We start from the raw sequence: 21,970 nt of genomic DNA, 5'->3' as shown, positions 1-21,970 counted from the left end.
CGACCAGCACGCGGGCGGACGGAACAGTGGGCGGACGGAACCGTGGGTGGGCGCGCCTAGGATGACGGGATGAGTTCCCTCGAGTGCGACATCCTGATCATCGGCGGCGGGATCGCCGGACTCTCCCTGGCCTCCGCGCTGGCACCGTTCTCCAGCGTGGTCCTCGTGGAATCCGAACCGACCCTCGGCTACCACGCCTCCGCCCGGTCGGCGCGGCAACTCATCCCGAGCTACGGCCCGGCACCCGTCCTGGACCTGACGCGGCGCACGCTCGACCTGCTCGACGGCGTGCAGTCCTCCACGGGGCTGCCCCTGACCGTGCCGAGGTCCTTCGTCCTCGTCGGATCGGAGGCCGACGTCGACGCGCGGGCCAGCGCGTCGATGCACCGGATTCCGCACGCCGAGGCCCTCGAGCTCTGCCCGCAGCTGCGCCCCGACGCCTTCGCGGCGGCCGCCGTCGACACCGACTGCGTGGGGACGGACACGGACCTGCTGCTCGAGTACCACCGGCGGAGCGCGAGCGACGACGGCGTCCTCATCCTTCCGTCCGCGCCGGTCACCGCGGCCCGCTACGACGGCTCCGGCTGGACCGTCCGCGCCGGCTACCGCTCGATCACCGCGGAGGTGGTGGTCGACGCGGCGGGAGCCTGGGCGGACGACGTCGCGGCGCTGTGCGGCGTCGCGCCCCAGGGCCTCGTCCCGTTCCGGCGGACCGCGGCGATAGTCGCCGCGGACAACGCTCCGCCGCCGGGGTCCCCGATGGTCGCCGCGGCCGACGACTCCTTCTACTACCGCCCGGACGCGGACGGCGTCCTCATCTCGCCCAGCGAATCGGAGCCGGCGGAGCCCGGGGACGCGCAGCCCCACCCCGGCGACGTCGAGCGCCTCGTCGAACGGCTCGGAGCCGTGACGACCCTCGGGATCACCGCCGTCCGCCGGTCCTGGACGGGTCTCCGCACCCAGCGGGACTCCACCGTGCCGGTGGTGGGCTTCGACCCCGGCCACCCAGGTTTCTTCTGGCTCGCGGGGCAGGGCGGTTACGGCTTCCAGACCTCGTCGGGCATCGCCGAAGTCGCGGCCGTCCTCCTCACCGGAGCCGATCCGGCCGATCTCGGCGCCGACCCGGACCGCGTGGTCGCGGCGGCCGCCGCGCTCCGTCCGGCCCCGGCGGCCTGAGGTCGACGGCCCCGGAGGGTCGATGGATCCGGACAGTGGGAACGGCACGACGCCGGTGACCGGCTCGATCACCGGCGGCACGAGCCGCGGGACACGAGGGACGGAGCGGACCATGTCAGCAGGAGGTGGATGCGCGCCGAGGGCATCCATTCCGCGGCGGACTCCGGGAAGCAGATCCTGCTCCTCGTCGGAGGCCGACGTGCCAGGCGCCGAGGTGTCCGCGCGGGTCTAGGATGATCGGATGAACGTCATCGAAACACGCCTCCCCGGCATCGGTGTGCGGCGCGAGATCGTCACCGGGTCCGGCCGGAGGGTGGGCATCGTCGCGCAGCGCGACGGCGAGCTCGACCTCATCATCTCCAAGGCCAACGACCCGGACGCCTGCGTCGCGTCCATCCCGCTGACCCCGGACGAGGCGGCGACCATCGGCAACCTCCTCGGGTCGCGGCAGCTCGTCGCGCAGCTGACGGAGGAGCACCGGGACCTGCCCGGGGTCTCCACCCGGCAGTTCCTCATCGAGCGTGGATCGCCGTTCGACGGCCGGTCCCTCGGCGACACCCGGATGCGGTCGCGCTCCGGGGCGTCCCTCGTCGCCGTGCTCCGGTCCGGCCAGGTCCAGGCGTCGCCCACTCCCGACTTCACGCTCGCCGCCGGTGACCTGCTGGTGGTGGTGGGTACCGCGGAGGGCCTGGACACCGCAGCGGACATCCTGCGCAACGGCTGACCGCCGCGCATGCACACCACCGCCCTCACCCTGATCGAACTCGGCGCGATTCTCCTGTTCCTCGGGGTGCTCGGACGGCTCGCGGGCCGGATCGGCCTCTCGCCCATCCCCCTGTACCTTCTCGGTGGCCTGGCCTTCGGGCAGGGCGGTTTCGTCGAACTCGAAGGGGTCATCGACTTCAGCGAGGTGGCCAGCGAGATCGGTGTCGTCCTGCTCCTGCTGCTGCTCGGCCTGGAGTACACGGCGAAGGAGCTGGTCACGGGGCTGCGCCAGTCGTGGCTCGCGGGGATCGTGGACTTCGTCCTGAACTTCGCGCCGGGCGCCCTGGTCGCCGTGATCCTCGGCTGGGGCCCGGTGGGCGCGCTGGTGATGGGCGGCGTCACCTACATCTCGTCCTCGGGCATCGCCGCGAAGGTCATGAGCGACCTCGGCCGGCTCGGCAACCGGGAGACGCCCATCGTCCTCGCCATCCTCGTCTTCGAGGACCTCGCCATGGCGGTCTACCTGCCCGTCCTCACCGCGGTGCTGGCCGGGCTCAGCTTCGCCGGCGGGCTCGGCACTGTCGGGATCTCCCTCCTGGTGGTCACCCTCGTGCTCGTCGTCGCGCTGCGCTGGGGGCACGCGGTCTCGGCCGTCGTCGACAGCAAGGATCCCGAGGTCTTCCTCCTGACCCTCATCGGGGCGGCGCTGCTGGTCGCGGGGCTGGCCTCGGCGCTGCAGGTCTCGGCCGCAGTGGGGGCGTTCCTCCTGGGCATCGCCATCTCGGGCGCGACGGCGGAGAACGCCGCCCGCCTCCTCGAACCGCTGCGGGACCTCTTCGCCGCGATCTTCTTCGTGGTCTTCGGGCTCAACACCGACCCGGCGTCGATCCCTCCGGTGCTGGGGGTCGCGGTGCTCCTGGCGCTCGTCACGACGGCGACGAAGCTCGCGACCGGCTGGTGGGCGGCCCGCCGCCAGGGCATCGGACGCCGGGGGCGGGCCCGCGCCGGCGCGGCCCTCGTGGCGCGCGGGGAGTTCTCGATCGTCATCGCCGGGCTCGCGGTGGCCTCCGGTGCGGTGGTCGCGGAGCTCGCCGCGCTCGCGACGACCTACGTGCTGATCATGGCCGTGGCGGGGCCGGTGCTGGCGCGCCTCGCCGAGCCGGCCATGGGACTCGTGGAGCGGTTCCCGAGGCGCAGGCATCGCACGGTGCCGGCCGCCTGAGGCGCGGAGGGCCGGGAGCGGGCGGCGTCAGTCGTCGAGGATCTTCCCGATCGGTTCGCGCTTCTCCGCCTGGAAGGTGTCCTCTCCCCGGCCGTGGGCCCAGTAGCCGGAGAGCGAGACCTGCGAGCGGTCGAGCCCCCGGTCCCTGAAGAGGATGTCGCGGAGGGCCTTCATGGCGCCGCGCTCCCCATGGACGAAGGCGTCGACGCGCCCCTCGGGCCACGGACCGGCGGCGACGGCGTCCGCGAGCAGCGTCGTCGTGCCCGGTTCCCGGCCGTCCCGGGTCAGCCAGTGCAGTTCGATGCCCGCGGGGGCGGCGAGCGGGAGCACGTCGGCGGCGGTGTCCACCTCGAGGTAGGCGTGCCCGACGGCGGCCGGGGGCAGGGCCTCCAGTCCGGCCGCGATCGCGGGGAGCGCGGAGTCGTCCCCGGCGAAGAGGTGCCAGTCGGCGTCCGGGTCCGGCGACCACTTGCCGGAGGGTCCCATGAGCACCAGGGTGTCGCCGGGGGAGGCCTGCGCCGCCCACGGGCCGGCGATGCCGGCGTCGCCGTGCACCACGAAGTCGATGGCCAGGCGTTCCGCCGCGGGATCGATCCACCGGACGGTGTAGGTCCGCTTCACCGGGCGGTCGTCCGCGGGAAGGGTGCGCTTGAGGGCCGCGAGGTCGTAGGGCGGTGTCAGCCCGAGGGAGGGCTTCGCGAACAGCAGCTTGGCGTACCTGTCCGTGGCGTCGCAGTCCTGCAGGTCCCGGAAGCCCGGCCCGCCCGCCACGACCCGCACCAGGTGCGGGCCCAGCCACTGCGTCTCGAGGACGGTGAGGACCGCCTGCGGTCGTGGCGGTTTGACGGCAGGCGCAGGAGCGGGGGAGGACAAGGAGGGGCGCTTCTTTCTCGGGACGGTCAGCCCACCCTAACAAGCCCTACCGGAGGGACGCCGGGAGTGCCTGCCGGGCCGCTGTGAGCAGGGAGCCGTCGTCCACGAGCAGTCGGGCGGCCTCGATCTCCGGGGCCAGGTAGCGGTCGGTGCCGGGGCCCTCGACCTCCCGCCGGAGCCGGGCGCGGACGGCGGTGATCGGCGCGGAGCTGCGCGGCCCGACGGCGGTGCCGGCGCCGCCGTCGCGCAGGTCCAGGGCGCGTGCCGCGGTGAGGATCTCGATCGCGAGGACGCGCGTCAGGCCGTCGAGGGCCCGGCGCAGCTTCAGGCCCGCAGCCCAGCCCATCGAGACGTGGTCCTCCTGCATGGCGGAGGAGGGGATGGAGTCGACGGAGGCAGGGGCGGCGAGCCGCTTGAGCTCCGACACGATGCCGGCCTGCGTGTACTGGGCGATCATGTGGCCCGAGTCGACCCCGGGATCGTGGGCGAGGAAGGCGTTGAGCCCGTGGCTGCGGGACGTGTCGAGGAAGCGGTCCGTGCGGCGCTCGCTCATCGACGCGACGTCGGCGACGGCGATCGCGAGGAAGTCCAGCACGTAGCCCACGGGGGCCCCGTGGAAGTTGCCGTTGGATTCGATCCGGCCGTCGGGGGTGATCACCGGGTTGTCGATCGCCGACCCGAGCTCGATCGCCGCGACGGCGTCCGCGTGCGCGAGGGTGGCGCGGGCCGCGCCGTGGACCTGGGGCGCGCAGCGCAGGGAGTAGGCGTCCTGGACGCGGGTGTACCGATGCCGGCCGGTCTCGGACGTGAGCTGCTCGGCGAGCAGCGCGGACCCGGAGAGCAGGGCACGGATGTTCGCGGCGGACGCCAGCTGGCCCGGGTGCGGGCGCAGGGCGTGGAGGTCCTCGGCGAACACGGCGTCGGTGCCCAGCAGGCCCTCCACGCTCATGGCCGCGGCGACGTCCGCCGTCGTGAGGAGCCGGTGCAGGTCCGCCGAGGCGAGGACGAGCATCCCGAGCATCCCGTCCGTGCCGTTGATCAGCGCCAGTCCCTCCTTCTCGCGCAGTTCGACCGGCGCGATGCCCGCCGCCGCGAGCGCCGTCGACGCCGCCACCAGGCGTCCTGCGCCGTCCCGCACCCGGCCCTCGCCCATGAGCGCCAGGGCGACGTGGGAGAGCGGGGCCAGATCACCCGAGCAGCCCAGCGAGCCGTACTCGCCGATGACCGGCGTGATGCCCGCGTTCAGCAGGGCGGCATACGTGGAGGCCACGAGCGGGCGCACCCCGGTGCGGCCCGTCGCGAGGGTGGAGAGGCGGCCGAGCATGAGGCCGCGCACCACCTCGCGATCCACCTCGGTGCCGGAGGACGCCGCGTGGCTCCGGATGAGGCTGCGCTGCAACTGGGTCCGCTGCTCCAGCGGGATGTGCCGCGTGGCGAGGGCGCCGAAGCCGGTGGAGACGCCGTAGTGCGGCGTGCCGTCGTCGACGAGCGCGTCGACCACCGCCCGCGACCGGTCCATCGCGGTGAGGGCCCCGGCGGACAGGTCCACCCGCGCGCCGCCCCGCGCCACCGCGACGACGTCGGCGGGGGACAGCGGGCCCGGGCCCACGATCACGGTCTGCTGGTCCACGCTGCGCCTCGGTTCCTGCGGCTCCCGCCGCTCTTGCCATTGAGTGAAAAGAGAGTTTCAATAAGTGAAATCCACTGTGACCGCGAAAGCAAGGAGGACGCGTGGCCGAGTCGTCGACCCGCACCGTCGAACGGGCCCTCGTGTTGCTCGGTGCGGTCTGCGGAGCGGGGTCGCTGACGCTCGCGGACGCCGCCCGGGAGGCCGACCTGTCGGCGTCGACGGCGCTGCGGCTCCTGCGCACCCTCGAGGGCACCGGGTTCCTCCGCCGCGACACCACCGGCGCGTACCGGCCCGGCCTCCGCGTGGTGCAGCTCGGCGCCCAGGCCCTCGGCCACGAATCCCTCGTCTCCCTCGCGGAGCCCGCCCTCGAGCGCCTGGTCGGACTGACCGGCGAGTCGGCCTACCTCAGCGTCCCCTCCCACGACGGCGAGGGCGTCTACCTCGCCATGCGCGAGGGTACCCACTCGGTGCGCCACGCCAGTTGGGTGGGTCGCAGCATCCCGCTCGAGCACACCGCGGTCGGCGCCGTGCTCACCGGCGGGCCCCCGGACGGCGGCTTCGTCGTCGTGCGCGACGGCGTCGAGGCGGACGTCACCGCCATCGCCGCGCCGGTCTCGCCGGGCGGCCGGACGGTCGCCGCGCTCAGCGTGGTCGTCCCCAGCTACCGCATCACCGGGCCGGAGGCCCACCGCATCGGCGCCCTCGTGGCACGCGAGGCCGCGGCCCTCCTGGCGGAGCCCGGCGCGGGCGCCGCCCCGGCGCCCGAGGATCTGACAGGAGAACCGGCATGACCACCCCCACCTCCCCGACCCACGACCCCTCCCGGTCCATCCGGGCCGCCCGCGGCCCGCAGCTGACCGCGAAGAGCTGGCAGACCGAGGCGCCGCTGCGGATGCTCATGAACAACCTCGATCCCGAGGTCGCCGAACGTCCCGAGGACCTCGTGGTGTACGGCGGGACGGGCCGGGCGGCCCGCAGCTGGGACGCCTACGACGCCATCGTCCGCACCCTGACCACGCTCGAGGACGACGAGACGCTGCTCGTGCAGTCCGGCAAGCCCGTCGGGGTCTTCCGCACCCACCCCTGGGCGCCGCGCGTGCTGCTCGCCAACTCGAACCTCGTGGGGGACTGGGCCACCTGGCCGGAGTTCCGGCGCCTCGAGGCGGAGGGCCTGATGATGTACGGGCAGATGACCGCGGGGTCGTGGATCTACATCGGCACGCAGGGCATCCTCCAGGGCACCTTCGAGACGTTCGCCGCCATCGCACGCAAGCGGTTCGGGGGCAGCCTCGCCGGCACCCTCACCCTGACCGGGGGCTGCGGCGGGATGGGCGGCGCCCAGCCCCTCGCCGTCACGCTCAACGGCGGGGTGGTCCTCATCGTCGACGTCAGCGAGGCGCGCCTGCGCCGCCGCATCGCGAAACGGTACCTGGACACCGTCGCGGACACCCTCGACGACGCCGTCGCGCAGGTCCTCGCCGCGAAGCGCGAGCGGCGGGCCCTGTCCGTCGGCGTGGTCGGGAACGCGGCCACCGTCTTCCCGGAGCTGCTCCGGCGCGGGCTCGACGTCGACATCGTCACCGACCAGACCTCGGCGCACGACCCGCTCAGCTACCTGCCCGAGGGGATCGCCGTCGACGAGTGGGAGCGCGAGGCCGCGGCGGACCCGGACGGCTTCACGAAGAAGGCCCAGGCGTCGATGGCCCTGCACGTCGAGGCGATGGTCGGCTTCCTCGACGCCGGCGCGGAGGTCTTCGACTACGGCAACTCGATCCGCGACGAGGCCCGCAAGGGCGGCTACGGCCGGGCGTTCGAGATCCCCGGGTTCGTCCCCGCCTACATCCGGCCCCTGTTCTGCGAGGGGCTCGGCCCGTTCCGCTGGGTGGCCCTGTCCGGGGACCCGGCGGACATCGCCGTCACCGACGCCGCCCTCAAGGAACTGTTCCCAGACAACCGGCACCTGCACCGCTGGCTCGACGCCGCGGCGGAGCACGTGGAGTTCGAGGGCCTGCCCGCCCGGATCTGCTGGCTCGGATACGGGGACCGGGCCAAGGCGGGCCTGCTGTTCAACCGGCTCGTCGCCGACGGCACGGTGTCCGCCCCGATCGTCATCGGCCGCGACCACCTCGACTCCGGGTCCGTCGCCTCGCCCTACCGGGAGACCGAGGCCATGGCGGACGGTTCCGACGCCGTCGCCGACTGGCCGCTGCTCAACGCCCTCCTCACCACCGCCTCCGGGGCCACCTGGGTGTCGATCCACCACGGGGGCGGGGTGGGGATCGGCCGGTCGATCCACGCCGGACAGGTCTCCGTCGCCGACGGCACGGACCTCGCGGCGCAGAAACTGGAACGGCTCCTCACCAACGACCCCGGGACGGGCGTCATCCGGCACGTCGACGCCGGGTACGAGCGGGCCCGCGAGGTCGCGGCGGAGCGCGGGGTCCGCATCCCCATGCAATCCTGAAGACTCCCGACCGGAAGGTATCCCCGTGCAGACCGTCTCCTCAGTCCTCGACTCCATCAGCGACGTCGGCCGCGACACCACCCGCGGGGGCTACTCGCGCGGCGTCCACACACCCGCCGAGTCCTCGCTGCGCGAGTGGTTCACCGGGGAGGCCGAGGCCCGCGGGCTGGCCGTGGAGACGGACCGCAACGGGATCCTCTGGGCGTGGTGGGACGCCACGGACAGCCGCGACGGAGCCCTCGTCACCGGCAGCCATCTCGACTCCGTGCCCGGCGGAGGCGCGTTCGACGGCCCGCTCGGCGTCGCGTCCGCCCTGGTGGCCCTCGACCTGCTGCGCGAGCGCGGGGTCCAGCCGCAGCGCTCGCTCGCGGTCACCGTGTTCCCCGAGGAGGAGGGCTCCCGGTTCGGGGTCTCCTGCCTCGGGTCCCGGCTGCTCACCGGCACCCTCGACCCCGACGCCGTCCGGGCCCTCACGGACACCGACGGCACCACCTTCGCCGAGGCCTCCCGGGCCGCGGGCATCGACCCCTCGCACCTGGGCCGCGACGAGGAGGCGATCCGGCGGATCGGGGACTTCGTGGAACTCCACGTCGAGCAGGGTCGCGGGCTGATCGACCTCGACTCCGCCGTGGCCATCGGCTCCACCATGCTCGGCCACGGCCGCTGGCGCCTGTCGATCACCGGCCAGGGCAACCACGCCGGCACCACGCTCATGGCCGACCGCGCCGACCCCATGGTCGCCGCCGCCCAGGTGGTCCTCGCCGTCCGGAAGGCCGCCGCGGAGCAGGACGGCGCCCGGGCGACCGTCGGCCGGCTGCAGCCCGTGCCGGGCGGGACGAACGTCATCGCCTCCCGCGTGGACCTCTGGCTGGACGTCCGCCACGAGGAGGACGCCGTGACGGCCGCCCTGCTCGAGCGGATCCACGGCCAGGCCCAGAAGATCTGCGCGTTCGAGGGCTGCCGCGCCACCCTGACCGAGGAGTCGCGCAGCGGGACCGTCCACTTCGACGGCGCCCTGCAGCGCACCCTCGGCAACGCCCTCGGCCGCTCCTTCCCCGGCGCCCCGACCCTGCCCACCGGCGCGGGGCACGACGCCGGCATCCTGGGCGCCGTCGCGCCGACCGCCATGCTGTTCGTCCGCAACCCCACCGGTGTCAGCCACTCACCCGAGGAGTTCGTGGAACGCGATGACGCCGACGCCGGGGCCACCGCGCTCGCGGACGTCCTCGACGACCTCCTGTGACCGGGCATCTCCCGTGAAGGGCGTCTGGTGCGAGCACGCGTGGCGGGGGGCCGAGGGCGTGGCGGAGGCGGTCCGCGTCGAGGTGGACGACGCCGGACGGGTCACCGCCGTGCGGCCGGGTGTCCCGGCCCGGGCGGGCGACGTCGTCCTGCACGGCGTGGTGTTCCCCGCCGCCGCCAACGCGCACTCGCACGCGTTCCATCGTGCCCTGCGCGGGCGCACCCACGACCGCGGCGGGACGTTCTGGACGTGGCGGGAGACGATGTACCGCGCGGCGGACGCGCTGACCCCCGCCCTGTACGAGGAGCTCGCTACCGCGGTGTACGCCGAGATGGTGGTGGCGGGCTGGACCAGCGTCGCCGAGTTCCACTACGTGCACCACCGTCCCGACGGCACCCCGTACGGTGAGGGGTCCGGGGAGGACGGCCGCGACGACGGCGGGCCGCACGCCATGGAGCTGGCCCTCGCCCGGGCCGCCGTCCGCGCGGGCATCCGGCTGACCCTGCTCGACACCTGCTATCTCGCCGGGGGCTTCGGGACACCGCTCGGGGCGGCCCGGCGGCGATTCTCCGACGGGACCGCCGAGCGGTGGCTCGCACGGCTCGCGACGCTGCGTACCGCGGTCTCCTCGCGTTACCCCGCGCACCAGGTCACGGTCGGGGCGGCCCTCCATTCCGTCCGCGCGGTGCCGGAGCGGGACCTCGCCGTGATCGCGCAGCGCCTGCCCCCCGAGATGCCCCTGCACGTCCACCTGTCCGAGCAGCCCGCCGAGAACGAGGACTGCCTCGCCGCCACCGGTTGCACCCCCACGGAACTGCTCGACCGGCACGGGCTCGTCACCGGGCGGCTGTCCGCCGTGCACGCCACCCACGTCGCGGAGCACGACATCGCACTCCTCGGAGATGCCGGGGCGGGCATCGTCCTCTGCCCCACGACGGAGGCGGACCTCGCGGACGGGCTCGGGCCGGCCGGGGACCTCCTCGACGCGGGGGCGTCGCTCGCCCTCGGCTCCGACCAGCACGCCGTCGTCGATCCCTGGCTCGAGATGCGGGCCCTCGAGCACGGGGAGCGCCTGCGCACCGGCCGGCGGGGACACTTCGACCCGGAACGGTTGCACGGCATCGCGTCCCTCGGCGGAGCACGATCGCAGGGACGCCCGGGGGCGGGCTTCGGCCCCGGTCTGGCCGCCGACTTCATGGCCGTCGATCCGCACAGTGCGCGCACCGCCGGCTCCTCCTGGGAGCAGCTCGCGTACACGGCGACGGCGCAGGACGTCACCGGCGTCGTCGTCGGGGGAGTCCGGACGGCGAGCGACGGCGTCCACGCGACCCTCGGGGACCCCGGCCCGCTGCTGGCCGCGGCGATCGCGCGCCTCGACGCCGCGGATCCCGGGGAGCGGCACTGATGTCCCTGCTCGTCACGAACATCCGTGAACTGATGACGCAGGACGCCGACGGCGCCGTGCTGCGCGACGCCGCGCTGGTCCTCGAGGGCGAGCGGATCAGCTGGATCGGCCCCGCCGCCCGGGCCCCCGCGGCGGACGATGCGTACGACGCCCGCGGCCGGGCCGGGCTGCCCGGCTGGGTGGACAGCCACACGCACCTCGTGTTCGCCGGGGACCGGACGGCCGAGTTCGAGGCCCGGATGGCGGGGGAGGCGTATGCCGCCGGCGGGATCGCAACCACTGTGGAGGCTACACGCGCGGCGGGCGACTACGACCTCACGCGGCTCCTGCTCGCCCGCGTCGCCGAGGCCGCCGCCGGCGGGACCACCTACCTCGAGACGAAGACGGGCTACGGGCTCGACGTCGCGCAGGAGGCGCGCGGTGCGCGGATCGCGGCGGGCGTGGTGGACGAGGTGACGTTCCTCGGCGCGCACCTCGTGCCGGCGGGGGCGGACGCCGAGGACTACACGGACCTCGTGTGCGGGCCGATGCTCGACGCCGTCCGCCCGTACGTGCGCTGGGCCGACGTCTTCTGCGAGCGGGGGGCCTTCACCCCCGACCAGTCACGCCGGGTCCTCGCGGCCTGCGCCGCCGCCGGCCTCGGCCTGCGCGTGCACGGCAACCAGCTCGGTCCTGGAGCCGGCGTCGCGCTCGCCGTCGAGTTCGGCGCCGCCAGCGTCGACCACGTGAACCACCTCTCCGACGCCGACGTCGACGCGCTCGCCGGAACCTGGGCGGTGCCCGGCGCGGACGACGTGCCGGGCACCGTCGCCACGTGCCTGCCCGCCTGCGACCTCTCGACGCGCCAGCCGTTCGCTCCCGCGCGGCGCCTGCTCGACGCCGGGGCGCGGATCGCCCTCGCGAGCAACTGCAATCCCGGCACCTCCTACACGAGTTCCCTGGGGTTCTGCGTCGCCACCGCCGTCCTGCAGATGGGGCTGACCGTCCACGAGGCGGTCCGCGCCGCGACGTACGGCGGAGCCCTGGCGCTGCGGCGCCACACCGGGGACGACGCCGACGGCCTGCGCGCCATAGGATCCCTCGCCGTCGGGCACCGCGCGGACCTGCAGCTGCTGGACGCGCCGTCCGCCACGCACCTGGCCTACCGGCCCGGGATGCCGCTCGTGCACGCCGTCTGGCGGGCGGGCACCCGCGTCCGGTGAACGATGGTGGGACCCGCCGGCCTCCGCTGGCAGGATAGCGTCATGACCGCCGGATCCTCGTCCTCCACCGCCCCGCCCGCCGACGGCCCTGCGGGTCCGGACTCGAGACGGCGCATCACCGCCGAACTGCTGATCGTCTTCGGGCTCTCGCTCGGGCAGTCGGGCGTGTATGCCGTCGTGAGCCTGACGGACAAGCTGACGCGCGGGCCGCTCGCCGGGCAGACCACCACGCTGAACCCGGTGCTGAACGAGCGCGAGTACTTCGACCTCGCCTACCAGCTCCTGGACATCTTCTTCGCCCTGATGCCCGTGGCGCTCGTCCTGTTCCTGCTCAGCGGTCCCGGTGTCTCGGCCGTGCGGCGCCTGGGGCTCACGGCCGAGCAGCCGCTGCGCACCATCGGTGCCGGGGTGGGCCTCGCCGCGGTCATCGCCGTCGGCACGCTCGGGGTGTACACGGGGGGCCGTGCGCTCGGGATCACGACGGCGCTCGCGCCGGCCGCGCTCGACGACTACTGGTGGACCATCCCCGTGCTGGTCCTCTCGGCGCTCCGGCACGCCGTGCTCGAGGAGGTGATCGTGGTGGGCTACCTGTTCATCCGCCTGCGGGAGCTCGGCTGGTCCACGCCTGCGATCATCGTCACGAGCGCCCTCATCCGGGGCAGCTACCACCTCTACCAGGGGTTCGGCCCGTTCATCGGGAACGTCCTGATGGGCCTGCTCTTCACCTGGTTCTACACGCGGACGCGGCGGGTCCTGCCGCTCGTGATCGCGCACGCGCTGATCGACATCACGGGATTCGTCGGCTACGCGCTGCTGGGGCCGGCCCTGGGGATCGGCGCGTGAGTCGGCGGGCATGACCCCGCCGGCGCCGATTGCGCACGAGAACCATGACTAAATTGTCGGTCCGGCGCGGGCTTACGCTGGTGGCATCCAGCACGACGGCGGCCCGAGGGCCGTCCCTCGGATCAGCCAGGAGGAATCATGACCGACATGATCAGCGTCACGGACAGCCCCAGCGTCACCGAGTGCAGCGTCCGCGCCTGCTCGTTCAACCACGACGGCTGCAACGCCGTCGCCATCACGGTGGCCGGCAGCGAGGAGCACGCGTCCTGCGCCACGTTCGTCGACACCTCCGTCAGCGGGGGGCTGCCGAAGGTCATCGCCCACGTGGGTGCCTGCCAGCGCTCCGAGTGCAGGTACAACCACGACCTGCTCTGCGGGGCGCCGGCCATCCAGGTGGGTCCCGGCGCGGACGCCGCCGACTGCCTCACCTACACGCGCGCCTGAGGCGTGCGGGAACCGACGGTCAGATCTCGACGCGTCCGTTGTCGGTCTCGAACGTCACCGACATGACGCCGGGCGTCCCGTTGGGGGCGATCCACTGCACCTGGACGTCGTCGAGGGTCTTCTCCACGTCCGTCCCGAGCCAGTCGGTCACGCGCTCCGAGGAGCCGGCGATGGTGAGGCAGTCCAGCTTCACCGAGGCCGGGCGGGCCTTGGAGGGGTGGAGGTCCTCGGTGCCGTCGTCCCAGCGGAGGAGGTAGGGGACCTGGGGGTCGGCGATGAGCCCCTTGATGCCGATCTGCTGCCAGGTGAGCTCCTGGCCGTCCGGGAACTTGCGGTTGCCGGGCACGGAACTGCGGCCGAGGCGCTCCTCGAACGGCGCGAGGTCGTCCACGGCGACGCACCAGCCCATCCAGCCACCGCCGGCTTCGGAGCGTGCACGGACGGCCTGGCCGAACGGGGCCTTGTCCGACGCCGGGTGGTTCAGCACCTCGACGACCTCCAGGTACTGGCCGTTGACCAGGGGGAAGATCATGTTGCGGGTGCCGAAGCGGGGGTGCACACCACCCTTCACCGGCTCCACGCCGAGCTTGGCCGAGATCCGTTCGGCCGTCGCGGCAAGTCCATCGGGTTCGCAGGCATAAGATACATGGTCCAGACGCATGCGGCTATCTTGGCACTAAGTGATGTGCGTCTCGACTAAGGCTTGCCTTACTCCCGGGCGGGTGTCCTTCGACCGGATCGGGAGCGTGCCCACGGGCGGCTTCATGGAGGGTCACACGCTTGCCGGATCCCCTCCGGATCGGCTTTCATGAAGGCAGGTCATGAGTGCCAGCACACAGCCCCGGCTTGCTGGCCGGCAACCCTCCAACCGCGGTGGGGTGCCCCGGGTGAAGACCAGGTCCGGCGTCCCATCGGCGCCGTTCAAGCGCGGGCTCCTGCGGGTCCGGTCTTCCCGAGCGGCACCGGCGGGAGCCGGACAGGCGGAGCCCCTGATCAGAGGGAGCGCCATGTCCAACGATTGGTCCTTCGAGACACGCCAGATCCACGCCGGCCAGGTGCCGGACCCGACCACGGGGGCGCGCGCGCTCCCCATCTACCAGACGTCGTCGTTCGTCTTCCCGAGCGCGGAGAGCGCCGCGAACCGGTTCTCCCTGACGGAACTCGCGCCCATCTACACCCGGATCGGCAACCCGACCCAGGAGGTCGTCGAGACCCGCATCGCGAGCCTCGAGGGCGGCGTCGGTGCCCTGCTGCTGGCCTCCGGACAGGCCGCGAGCACCTTCGCGGTGCTGAACATCGCGGAGGCCGGGGACCACATCGTGGCCAGCCCCAGTCTCTACGGCGGCACCTACAACCTGTTCAGGCACACGCTGAAGAAGTACGGGATCGAGACCACGTTCGTCGAGGACCCCGACGACCTCGACCAGTGGCGCGCGGCGCTCCGGCCGAACACCAAGCTCTTCTTCGGTGAGGTGGTCTCCAACCCGCGGCAGGACGTCCTCGACATCGAGGGGGTCAGCGCGGTCGCCCACGAGTACGGCATCCCCCTGATCGTCGACAACACGCTGGCCTCGCCGTATCTCATCCGGCCCATCGAATGGGGTGCGGACATCGTGGTGCACTCGGCCACCAAGTACCTCGGCGGGCACGGCAACGCCATCGCCGGGGTGATCGTGGACTCCGGGACCTTCGACTTCGCGCAGCACCCCGAACGGTTCCCGGGCTTCAACACGCCGGACGAGAGCTACCAGGGGCTCGTGTACGCCCGCGACCTCGGGGTGGGCAGCGCGCTCGGCGCCAACCTCGCGTACATCCTCAAGGCCCGCGTCCAGCTGCTCCGCGACCTCGGCTCGGCCGTCTCCCCGTTCAACGCCTTCCTGATCGCCCAGGGACTGGAGACCCTGAGCCTGCGCATGGAGCGCCACGTGCAGAACGCGCAGGCGGTCGCCGAGTGGCTGGAGGGGCACGACGACGTCGAGCGTGTCACCTACGCCGGCCTCCCCTCGAGCCCCTGGTACAACCGCGGGCGGAAGTACGGACCGGACGGCACCGGAGCGATCGTGAGCTTCGACATCGTCGGGGGACTGGAGGCGGGGAAACGCTTCGTCGACGGGCTCGAGCTGCACTCGCACGTCGCGAACGTGGGCGACGTCCGTTCGCTCGTCATCCACCCGGCGTCGACGACGCACAGCCAGCTGGGAGCGGAGGCGCAGCTCGCCGCCGGTGTGCGGCCAGGCCTGGTGCGGCTGTCCGTCGGGCTCGAGAACATCGCCGACATCCTGGCGGACCTCGATGCCGGCTTCCGCGCCGCCAAGGAGGCCTGAGGGTTGGTGACCACGTACCCTCCTGCTCCGCTGCCCGCCCCGACCCACGACGCACTCGCGGACGGGGACGGGCTGCTCCGCACCGCCTCCATCGGGCCGCTGGTCCTCGAGACCGGGGGTGAGCTGCCCGACGTCCAGCTGGCGTTCGAGACGTGGGGCCGGCTCGACCGGGACGGCTCCAACGCGGTCCTGGTGCAGCATGCCCTGACCGGCAGCTCGCACGTCGCCCGGGGCGCGTCGGAGGAGGACGGCTGGTGGGACTCCCTCGTGGGTCCCGGCCGCACGGTGGACACGGACCGCTACTTCGTGGTGTCCGTCAACATGCTGGGCGGCTGCTACGGCTCCACGGGCCCGGCCAGTCCCGCCCCCGACGGGGCGCCCTGGGGTGCACGGTTCCCCTTCGTCACCATCCGGGACGCCGTCCGCGCGGAGAGCCTGCTCGCCGATCAGCTCGGCATCCGGCGCTGGCACTCCGTGCTGGGAGGGTCGATGGGCGGCGCCCGGGCCCTCGAATGGGCCCTGATGTTCCCGCGCCGCGTGGAGCGGTGCGCCGTCATCGCCTGCACCGCCGCCAGTTCGGCCGAACAGATAGCGTTCGCCCAGGCACAGCTGCAGGCCATCCGGCTCGACCCCGCCTACCGCGGCGGCGACTACTACGACGGCCCCCCGCCGGAGGCGGGCCTCGGCGTGGCACGGCGGATCGCGCACATCACCTACCGTGCGGAGCAGGAGCTCGAGGGACGCTTCGGGCGGGCGGAGCAGGACGCGGAGCAGCCCCTCGGGGCCGTCCTGCCCGCCGATCGCGGGCGCTACCGGGTGGAGAGCTACCTCGACCACCAGGCCGACAAACTCGTGGACCGGTTCGACGCGAACAGCTACGTGATCCTCACCGAGGCGCTCATGAGCCACGACGCGGCGCGCGGCCGCGGGAGTCTGGAGGACGTCCTGGGGGAGGCGACGTCCGAATTCTTCATCGCCGCGGTGGACAGCGACCGCCTGTACTTCCCGTGGCAGTCGCACCGGCTGGCAGCCTGCCTGCCCGGCGACGTCCCCGTCCACCTGATCTCCTCGCCGATGGGACACGACGCCTTCCTCACCCAGATCCACCAGCTCGACGACCGGCTCCGGTCGTCCTTCTACGGCCGGTAGCCGGTTCGCCCGCCGAGCGCCTAGGGTGGAAGTAAGCCTGCTTAGGACGTGGTGGCGGGCCCGTCCGGGAGAGCCGGGCGGATCGACGTGGAATGAAGAGGAGCTGTTCATGGAACTGAGCACCATCGGCTGGAACCAGGAAGCCCGCGACAAGATCCTGCTCGACGCGGACCGCGCGTTGCAGGGCGCCGTGAAGGAGGCCGCCGAGACGATGGACGGGAAGTCCCGCGACGAGGTCTACGAGTTCCTGTTCCAGAAGCTGCAGCCGCAGTTCGTCGACTTCAAGCCAGGGCCGGATCTCAGCGCCTGCGCCGACGCCGTGGCCAACGGCGAGATCTCGCTCGACGGCTGAGCCGGGGCGGCGACGCCCGCGCTCGATACGACAGGAATGACCGGTCGGAGACCTTCCGGCCGGTCATTGCCGTCCCTTCACCGGGACTCCCGCTCGACGGGGGGAGCTACTCCGCGGCGCCCGGCGGCATGCCCGGGCCGAAGATGGGACCGGGCTCGAGGCGCTTCGCGGTCACGCCGTCGCCGGAGGACTGGTGCCGGAGGCGCCGCAGGACCCAGGGGACGAGGTGCTGGCGCGCCCACACGAGGTCCTCGGCCCGCGCCGTCCGCCAGCGCCGCACCGGCAGGTCCTTGGGCTGGAGGGGCTGCAGGGTGTGCCGGACGGCGAGGGTGTCGAGCACCATCATCGCGATGGTGTGGTGCCCGAGGGGCGAGAAGTGCAGCCGGTCGGCGTCCCACATCTGCGGATTGGTGAGCTGGCGGAGCGCCCACATGTCGCCGATGACCGCCTCGTGCCGGGCGGCGATGGTGCGGAGGTTCTCGTTGTAGATGGCCGTCCGCGCCCGGACGCCACCGAGGACCGTCTCGCGGACGTCGGGACCCGTGAGCAGGACGACCGTCGCGCCCGACCCGGCGAGCGTGCCGACCACCGGGTCGAGCTTCTCGGCGAGCAGGTCCGGGTCGCCGCCGCGGCGCAGGAGGTCGTTGCCCCCGGCCGAGATGGTCACGAGGTCCGGATGGAGGGCCAGGCAGGCGTCCACCTGCTGGTCGATGATCTGCTGCAGCAGCCGACCGCGCACCGCGAGGTTCGCGTAGGCGAAGTCAGTCTGGCCCCGGGCCAGTTCCTCCGCGGTCCGATCCGCCCAGCCCCGATTGCCCCCGATGCTCTCCGGATTGGGGTCGCCGATGCCTTCCGTGAACGAGTCGCCCAGCGCCACGTAGCGGTGCCAGGGGTGCGGTTCCGGGTTCAGGGTGGGATCCGGTGCGGGAGCGGCCGGAGCGGAACTGTCCGGTTCGGGGGCGGCGGGCAGCGAGGTCTCTGCGTCGGAAGAGGTCACCCGGCCAGCGTACGGCCCCTCGGCGGAGAGATGAAAGGATGGTGGCCATGACTGAACCTGCCGCCGGCACCGCTGCGCCCTCCACCCACCCCCGGACCCCCGAGGTCCTGTGGTCGAAGCCGGAATCCGAGCGCGGGGGCACACCCCTGCTCGTCCTGTTCCACGGCTACATGGCCGACGAGCAGGATCTGATGGGTCTCGCCGACCATCTGCCTGCCGACTTCACCGTCGCCTCCGTCCGGGCACCGCTGGCGGCGGGACCCGGCTACTCCTGGTTCCCGCTGGCCCGGGAGGGCGACTACTCCGTGGAGCGCGTCGTCGAGGGCGTCTCCGCCGTCTCCGACTGGCTCGACACGGTCCGCGGGAGCCACTCCAGCGTCAGCCTGCTCGGCTTCTCCCAGGGCATGGCGGTCGCGACATCGCTCCTGCGCCACCGGCCCACGGACTTCGCGTGCGTCGTCGGGCTCTCCGGGTTCACCGTGCCGTCGGAGGGCCACGCGTTCTTCCGTGACGACGAGGCCGCGGCGGCGCCCGTGCAGTTCTTCTGGGGACGCGACCAGGAGGATCAGGTCATCACGCCCGAGATGATCGAACCCACCCACGCCTGGCTGGTGAAGCACACGAAGCTGACGAAGATCCTCTACCCGAACATGTTCCACAGCATCAACCAGCAGGAACTGGCCCACGTCCGGGAGTTCCTCACCATGACGGTCCTCGGCCGCCGCTGAGCCGGCCGGGCGGCGGGTCACGCCCCGGCGCGGCTGATCCGGATCGTCTCCCCGTTGACGCTGACGGTGTCCCCGGCGTGCAGCTGACGGCCGCGGCGCTCCTCGATCTCGCCGTTCACCTGCACGAGGCCGTTGTCGATCAGCGCCTTGGCCTCGACGCCGTCCTCGGCGAGCGAGGCGAGCTTCAGGGCCTGCCCGAGCCGGATCATGTCGTCGCGGATGGGCAGTTCGGCGGGGCCTGCGTTCTCGGTCATGCATCCCATCATGCCGGATGCGCCGCACTAGGCTGGACGGGTGTCTGACGCCCCCCTGCTGCCCGCAGCCCTCGGCTTCCCGCTCGCCCTCGCCGCCGGGCTCGCGATCCCCGTCCAGGGCAGGATCAACGGCGCGCTCGGCGCGGTGCTCGACGACGGCATCGCCGCCGCGCTGATCAGCTTCGGGACGGGGCTCGTCGTCATGATCGCACTGACGCTGGCGCTGCCCGGCGCGCGGGCGGGCGCCCGGCAGATCATCCCGTCCGTGCGGGAACGGCGGTTCCCGCCCTTCTACATCGGCGCCGGGGCCATCGGGGCGTTCTTCGTGTTCTCCCAGTCGCTGACCATCGGGATCATCGGCGTGGCCCTGTTCACGGTGGCCACCGTCATGGGCCAGTCGCTCAGCGGGCTCCTCGTGGACCGGGCCGGGATCGGTCCCGGCGGCAGGCGCGCCGCGACGCCCATGCGGGTGATCGGCGTGGTCCTGACGGTCCTGTCCGTGATCTGGGCGGTGTCCCCGCGGTTCGGCGCCGCCGGGGACGGCCCGTCCTGGCTGCTCCCGGTCCTGCTGCCCGTCCTGGCCGGTGTGCTCATGAGCTTCCAGCAGGCCATGAACGGGACGGCGGCACTCCACTACGGCACGCCGCTCGCCGCCACGCTCATGAATTTCATCGCCGGCACGGCGGTCCTGCTCTCGGCCTGGCTGATCAAGGTCGCCGTCGCCGGGCCCGGCAACCCGCTGCCGACCGAGTGGTGGTACTACCTCGGCGGGCCGATGGGATGCCTCTTCATCGCGCTCGGGGCGCTGCTGGTGCGCAGCCTCGGCGTCCTGCTGACGGGACTGTGCATGATCGGCGGCCAACTCGTGGGGTCGCTCCTCCTGGACCTCGTGGTCCCCGCACCCGGCACCATCGTGGTGTTCGCCACGGTCGCCGGCACGCTCCTGACCCTGGCGGCGATCGTCCTCACCACCCTGCCCTGGCCGGGCCGCGCCGGGCTCCGACGGGCGCACGGCAGGGGCTGATCCCCGCGGGACCAGCCCCTGCCGTGGTGCACGTCCTCCCTAGCGGTCCGCGACCTCGTGATCATGGTCGTGCTCCGGGTGGAGACCGCCGCCGCTCTCGGTACCGCCGCCGAGGGGGTTGCCCTCGAAGCGGTCCTTCGGGCCCTTGCCCTTCACGGGGGCGCCGGCGCCGTTCACGTCGGCCGTGCTCATCGCGTAGGTCACCGTGAGGTGGGCGATGGCGTCGCTCAGCTGGTCCAGGGCCTGGATGCTGAGGTTGTTGGTGTCGTCGCACGCCGCGTGGTAGCACGCATCGTAGGGCGCGCCCGCGACACCGCCGAAGAGGACCGCCTGCTCGGGGGTCTTGATGCCCTCGGCGCCGGTGAAGAGACCGCCGGCCGGGATCCCCTCGGCGATGAAGGGCCCGTAGTCGCTGCGGCCGCTGAAGGCCGTCTCACCGGAGGCCAGGCCCACCGAGGCGAAGTAGTCGTGGAAGTCCTGTTCGATCTGTCCGGACCCGGCAGGCCCTTCCGCGGCGCCCGGGCCGACGGGGAAGGCCGAGTTGTCGCCGTCGTACACGAACCGGCCGAAGTTCGGCGAACCGATCATGTCGAAGTTGAGGTACAGGCCCACCGAGTCCAGTTCGCCCTTGGCGACGAGATCGCCCACGTAGTGCTCGGCACCGAGCAGGCCTTCCTCCTCCGCCCCCCACCACGCGAAGCGGACCTTGTTCGCGGTCTTGACCTTGCTCATGCCCTCGGCCACGGCGAGGATGCCCGCACTGCCCGTCCCGTTGTCGTTGATGCCAGGACCGGCGAGGACGCTGTCCAGGTGCGCGCCGACCATGACGACGTTGTCGGGATCACCGCCGGCCGTCTCGGCGATCACGTTGTACGTCTCGCGGTTCTCCGAGATGGTGTCCACCACGACCCTGCCGGTCACGTCGTCGCCGATCAGGCCGGTGCCGGCGGCGAAGCTCGCCCCCACCACGGGGATGCCCACCAGGTCCGGGGCTCCGAGCGTGCCCGCGACGGCGCCCGTGTTCGCCCCCACCCCGGTGTTGAAGATGATGACGGCGGACGCGCCGGCTGCCTCGGCGTTGGCGGCCTTGACCGCGAAGGTGCAGCTGCCGCGCTGCACGAGCGCGATCGAGCCGGCGGTGAAGCCGGCGAAGTCGGCCGCCTCGCAGCCGCTGGTGCCGGTGGCACTCGCCGTGCCGGTCGTGTCGACGGCCTCGATGGACCCCACTGCGGTGCCGGCGCCGGAGTAGGTCATCGTGGCCACGTCGTCGGGGCCGTAGGTGACGTCGTCGGGCGTGGTCTGCTCCAGCACGGCTGGGCTGAGTTCCGCGAAGAACGGGAAGGTGAAGGGCTGCACCGTGGGGGAGTAGCCCGCCGCGGTCAGCTTGCCCACGACGTAGTCGACGGAGGCGGAGTAGCCCTCGGTGCCGGAGGCCCGGGTGTTCCCGTTCGCCTCGGCGATGGCGTCCAGGGCGGTGAGGTGGCCCACCACCTTCTCCACCGTGACGGCGGTCCGGAGCTTCTTCGAGGAGTTGTTGGTGCTGCTGTCATAGGTCGGGGCTGCGTTCGCCGCGAAGCTTCCGCTGGCCACGAGGGCAACACTGCCGGCGAGGACCAGCGCCGAGCGACCCAGATGGGCGCGCGGCGGTAGGGATAGGGTCATGGGATTCCTCAGGGTGCGAGCGCCCGGTCGGTCCGGGCTGTAGTGACGTGGATCACGCCGCAATGGGTTCAACCTAGGAACACTTCGGGTCCGCGTCAAGTGGTCGGCGGGGTCCGGGTGCGGGCCGTCGCGACGGGACGGCCGCGGGCACGCGGGGCGGACCCGGTAGGCTGGCGGGTAGCTTCCGCGCCCGTCCATCCGGGCCGGATCGCCCGGATCACGCGACCCCCACCAGCGGACCGCACCCAGCGGCCTGCCCAGAACTGGAGACCC

Annotated in this window: 21 protein-coding genes and 1 riboswitch; of the genes, 15 read left to right on the top strand and 6 right to left on the bottom strand. The window is 72.8% G+C overall.

Features of this window, described 5'->3' with window-relative positions; all coding sequences use genetic code 11:
• Positions 1–69 precede the first annotated feature (69 nt).
• From ACSGDB_RS03400 to ACSGDB_RS03390, 3 genes are all read left to right on the top strand, one after another.
• A complete protein-coding gene (locus ACSGDB_RS03400; RefSeq protein ID WP_434992851.1) occupies positions 70–1,176 on the top strand; it encodes an NAD(P)/FAD-dependent oxidoreductase in 1,107 nt (368 codons plus the stop codon).
• A 241-nt stretch (positions 1,177–1,417) separates the two neighbouring features.
• The gene (locus ACSGDB_RS03395) at positions 1,418–1,900 is read left to right on the top strand and encodes a cation:proton antiporter regulatory subunit (RefSeq protein ID WP_434992850.1); all 483 of its coding nucleotides are present in this window, start codon (positions 1,418–1,420) and stop codon (positions 1,898–1,900) included.
• A gap of 9 nt (positions 1,901–1,909) precedes the next feature.
• Positions 1,910–3,103: a cation:proton antiporter gene (locus ACSGDB_RS03390; protein ID WP_434992849.1), complete on the top strand. Its 1,194-nt coding sequence runs from the start codon at positions 1,910–1,912 to the stop codon at positions 3,101–3,103.
• Between the two features lie 27 nt (positions 3,104–3,130).
• On the opposite strand, the gene ACSGDB_RS03385 is transcribed toward ACSGDB_RS03390, so the two are convergent.
• Positions 3,131–3,976 (bottom strand): siderophore-interacting protein, encoded by an 846-nt coding sequence (locus ACSGDB_RS03385; RefSeq protein WP_434992848.1) that lies wholly within the window; start codon positions 3,974–3,976, stop codon positions 3,131–3,133.
• Between the two features lie 46 nt (positions 3,977–4,022).
• Complete coding sequence (hutH, locus tag ACSGDB_RS03380) at positions 4,023–5,606, bottom strand: histidine ammonia-lyase (RefSeq protein ID WP_434992847.1); 1,584 nt, start codon at positions 5,604–5,606, stop codon at positions 4,023–4,025.
• A 101-nt stretch (positions 5,607–5,707) separates the two neighbouring features.
• Between hutH and ACSGDB_RS03375 the strand changes: the two genes are divergently transcribed.
• From ACSGDB_RS03375 to ACSGDB_RS03345, 7 genes are all read left to right on the top strand, one after another.
• A complete protein-coding gene (locus ACSGDB_RS03375; protein WP_434992846.1) occupies positions 5,708–6,397 on the top strand; it encodes an IclR family transcriptional regulator in 690 nt (229 codons plus the stop codon).
• Positions 6,394–8,070, top strand: coding sequence for a urocanate hydratase (hutU, locus tag ACSGDB_RS03370; RefSeq protein WP_434992845.1), 1,677 nt, complete (start codon positions 6,394–6,396; stop codon positions 8,068–8,070). Before ACSGDB_RS03375 ends, hutU begins: the two co-directional genes overlap by 4 nt.
• Before the next feature lie 25 nt (positions 8,071–8,095).
• Positions 8,096–9,313: an allantoate amidohydrolase gene (locus ACSGDB_RS03365; protein ID WP_434992844.1), complete on the top strand. Its 1,218-nt coding sequence runs from the start codon at positions 8,096–8,098 to the stop codon at positions 9,311–9,313.
• 13 nt (positions 9,314–9,326) lie between these two features.
• Positions 9,327–10,718, top strand: a complete 1,392-nt coding sequence (locus ACSGDB_RS03360) for a formimidoylglutamate deiminase (protein ID WP_434992842.1) — start codon at positions 9,327–9,329, stop codon at positions 10,716–10,718.
• Positions 10,718–11,920, top strand: a complete 1,203-nt coding sequence (gene hutI, locus ACSGDB_RS03355; RefSeq protein WP_434992840.1) for an imidazolonepropionase — start codon at positions 10,718–10,720, stop codon at positions 11,918–11,920. The genes ACSGDB_RS03360 and hutI overlap by 1 nt, the downstream gene beginning before the upstream one ends.
• A 42-nt stretch (positions 11,921–11,962) precedes the next feature.
• Positions 11,963–12,763: a CPBP family intramembrane glutamic endopeptidase gene (locus ACSGDB_RS03350; protein ID WP_434992838.1), complete on the top strand. Its 801-nt coding sequence runs from the start codon at positions 11,963–11,965 to the stop codon at positions 12,761–12,763.
• A 138-nt stretch (positions 12,764–12,901) separates the two neighbouring features.
• Positions 12,902–13,207, top strand: a complete 306-nt coding sequence (locus ACSGDB_RS03345; RefSeq protein ID WP_434992837.1) for a DUF1540 domain-containing protein — start codon at positions 12,902–12,904, stop codon at positions 13,205–13,207.
• Positions 13,208–13,226: 19 nt separating this feature from the next.
• On the opposite strand, the gene ACSGDB_RS03340 is transcribed toward ACSGDB_RS03345, so the two are convergent.
• Entirely contained in the window at positions 13,227–13,868 is a 642-nt protein-coding gene (locus tag ACSGDB_RS03340; RefSeq protein ID WP_434992834.1) for a VOC family protein, read from the bottom strand.
• Positions 13,869–14,024: 156 nt separating this feature from the next.
• Positions 14,025–14,141, top strand: a riboswitch (SAM riboswitch).
• Between the two features lie 73 nt (positions 14,142–14,214).
• Between ACSGDB_RS03340 and ACSGDB_RS03335 the strand changes: the two genes are divergently transcribed.
• The 3 genes from ACSGDB_RS03335 (at position 14,215) to ACSGDB_RS03325 (ending at position 17,032) form a co-directional block, all read left to right on the top strand.
• The gene (locus ACSGDB_RS03335) at positions 14,215–15,531 is read left to right on the top strand and encodes a bifunctional o-acetylhomoserine/o-acetylserine sulfhydrylase (protein ID WP_434992831.1); all 1,317 of its coding nucleotides are present in this window, start codon (positions 14,215–14,217) and stop codon (positions 15,529–15,531) included.
• A gap of 6 nt (positions 15,532–15,537) precedes the next feature.
• Complete coding sequence (gene metX / locus ACSGDB_RS03330) at positions 15,538–16,680, top strand: homoserine O-acetyltransferase MetX (protein WP_434992829.1); 1,143 nt, start codon at positions 15,538–15,540, stop codon at positions 16,678–16,680.
• A 109-nt stretch (positions 16,681–16,789) separates the two neighbouring features.
• Positions 16,790–17,032: a hypothetical protein gene (locus ACSGDB_RS03325; protein ID WP_434992828.1), complete on the top strand. Its 243-nt coding sequence runs from the start codon at positions 16,790–16,792 to the stop codon at positions 17,030–17,032.
• A gap of 106 nt (positions 17,033–17,138) precedes the next feature.
• Here the strand turns inward: ACSGDB_RS03325 and ACSGDB_RS03320 are convergent, their stop codons facing one another.
• Complete coding sequence (locus ACSGDB_RS03320) at positions 17,139–17,942, bottom strand: SGNH/GDSL hydrolase family protein (RefSeq protein ID WP_434992946.1); 804 nt, start codon at positions 17,940–17,942, stop codon at positions 17,139–17,141.
• 125 nt (positions 17,943–18,067) lie between these two features.
• Here ACSGDB_RS03320 and ACSGDB_RS03315 point away from each other — a divergent pair, with 125 nt between their 5' ends.
• Positions 18,068–18,757 carry an alpha/beta hydrolase gene (locus ACSGDB_RS03315; protein ID WP_434992825.1) on the top strand — a complete coding sequence of 230 codons (690 nt, stop codon included), beginning with the start codon at positions 18,068–18,070 and terminating at the stop codon, positions 18,755–18,757.
• 17 nt (positions 18,758–18,774) lie between these two features.
• Here the strand turns inward: ACSGDB_RS03315 and ACSGDB_RS03310 are convergent, their stop codons facing one another.
• Positions 18,775–19,020 (bottom strand): RNA-binding S4 domain-containing protein, encoded by a 246-nt coding sequence (locus ACSGDB_RS03310; RefSeq protein ID WP_434992945.1) that lies wholly within the window; start codon positions 19,018–19,020, stop codon positions 18,775–18,777.
• 31 nt (positions 19,021–19,051) lie between these two features.
• Here ACSGDB_RS03310 and ACSGDB_RS03305 point away from each other — a divergent pair, with 31 nt between their 5' ends.
• Entirely contained in the window at positions 19,052–20,035 is a 984-nt protein-coding gene (locus ACSGDB_RS03305; RefSeq protein WP_434992824.1) for a DMT family transporter, read from the top strand.
• Between the two features lie 39 nt (positions 20,036–20,074).
• Here ACSGDB_RS03305 and ACSGDB_RS03300 read toward each other — a convergent pair whose 3' ends face one another.
• The gene (locus tag ACSGDB_RS03300) at positions 20,075–21,697 is read right to left on the bottom strand and encodes a M28 family peptidase (RefSeq protein WP_434992822.1); all 1,623 of its coding nucleotides are present in this window, start codon (positions 21,695–21,697) and stop codon (positions 20,075–20,077) included.
• Between the last annotated feature and the right edge of the window lie 273 nt (positions 21,698–21,970).

The organism is Arthrobacter sp. Ld5 (assembly GCF_051172775.1).
In the GTDB taxonomy this organism is placed as follows: domain Bacteria; phylum Actinomycetota; class Actinomycetes; order Actinomycetales; family Micrococcaceae; genus Arthrobacter_D.
This window is presented reverse-complemented; position numbering and strand designations above follow the sequence as displayed.

Bases quoted from the DNA above. Each gene is read 5' to 3' on its own strand.
- ACSGDB_RS03335 (WP_434992831.1), top strand. From the start codon at position 14,215: ATGTCCAACGATTGGTCCTTCGAGACACGCCAGATCCACGCCGGCCAG.
- ACSGDB_RS03340 (WP_434992834.1), bottom strand. From the start codon at position 13,868: ATGCGTCTGGACCATGTATCTTATGCCTGCGAACCCGATGGACTTGCC.
- hutU (WP_434992845.1), top strand. From the start codon at position 6,394: ATGACCACCCCCACCTCCCCGACCCACGACCCCTCCCGGTCCATCCGG.
- ACSGDB_RS03345 (WP_434992837.1), top strand. From the start codon at position 12,902: ATGACCGACATGATCAGCGTCACGGACAGCCCCAGCGTCACCGAGTGC.
- ACSGDB_RS03395 (WP_434992850.1), top strand. From the start codon at position 1,418: ATGAACGTCATCGAAACACGCCTCCCCGGCATCGGTGTGCGGCGCGAG.
- ACSGDB_RS03300 (WP_434992822.1), bottom strand. From the start codon at position 21,697: ATGACCCTATCCCTACCGCCGCGCGCCCATCTGGGTCGCTCGGCGCTG.
- ACSGDB_RS03390 (WP_434992849.1), top strand. From the start codon at position 1,910: ATGCACACCACCGCCCTCACCCTGATCGAACTCGGCGCGATTCTCCTG.
- ACSGDB_RS03400 (WP_434992851.1), top strand. From the start codon at position 70: ATGAGTTCCCTCGAGTGCGACATCCTGATCATCGGCGGCGGGATCGCC.
- ACSGDB_RS03315 (WP_434992825.1), top strand. From the start codon at position 18,068: ATGGTGGCCATGACTGAACCTGCCGCCGGCACCGCTGCGCCCTCCACC.
- ACSGDB_RS03310 (WP_434992945.1), bottom strand. From the start codon at position 19,020: ATGGGATGCATGACCGAGAACGCAGGCCCCGCCGAACTGCCCATCCGC.
- hutI (WP_434992840.1), top strand. From the start codon at position 10,718: ATGTCCCTGCTCGTCACGAACATCCGTGAACTGATGACGCAGGACGCC.
- ACSGDB_RS03350 (WP_434992838.1), top strand. From the start codon at position 11,963: ATGACCGCCGGATCCTCGTCCTCCACCGCCCCGCCCGCCGACGGCCCT.
- ACSGDB_RS03325 (WP_434992828.1), top strand. From the start codon at position 16,790: ATGGAACTGAGCACCATCGGCTGGAACCAGGAAGCCCGCGACAAGATC.